Source organism: Natronolimnohabitans sp. A-GB9 (assembly GCF_030848565.1).
GTDB lineage: Archaea > Halobacteriota > Halobacteria > Halobacteriales > Natrialbaceae > Natronolimnohabitans.
This window is the reverse complement of sequence record NZ_JAVDDV010000071.1, coordinates 1-617: the sequence shown is the minus strand read 5'-3', so window position 1 is coordinate 617 and position 617 is coordinate 1. Positions and strand designations below refer to the sequence as shown.

The window sequence follows — 617 nt, the reverse complement described above, 5'->3', positions numbered from 1 at the left end:
CCGACGGTCGCACCCGACCGGACCAGCGCCGGTCCCTCGATCACGACGCCCGGTTTCACCGTCGCACCGTCCTCGACGACGACGTCGCCCTCGAGATGGGCGTCGTCGCTGACGTCGCCGTCGACGCGCCCCTCGAGCTCGCCGAGTTTCCACTCGTTGGCCTCGAGGAGTTCCCAGGGGCGGCCGACGTCGAGCCACCGATCGAGAGTGATCGGCGTCACGGTAAACCCCTCGATCACGCGGTCGAGGACGTCGGTGATCTCGTGTTCGCCGCGTTCGCTTTCGGGGACCTCGAGCCACTCGCGAGCTCGTTCGGGGAAGGCGTAGGCGCCAGCGTTGGCGAGGTTCGTCGGCGGATCGTCGGGCTTCTCGACGATCCCGGTCACCGCTCCGTCGTCGGTGCTGAGAACGCCGTAGTTGCGGGGATCGTCGACCTCGATCGCACAGACACCTGGACAGGCCTCGAAGAGACGGGCGATCGCGTCCGGATCGTAGAGGTTGTCGCCGTTGAGGACCGCAAACGGCCCGTCGATATGTTCTCGAGCGGCGTTGACGGCGTGGGCCGTTCCTGCCTGTTCGGTCTGTACTGCATAGGAGATCGGAACGCCACGATATTC

General features: G+C 66.5%; 1 protein-coding gene. It reads right to left on the bottom strand.

All coding sequences use genetic code 11. The annotated features are described in order from the left end of the window. A partial coding sequence (locus tag RBH26_RS21325; protein ID WP_306760377.1) for a sugar phosphate nucleotidyltransferase occupies positions 1-617 on the bottom strand: 617 nt, incomplete at both ends.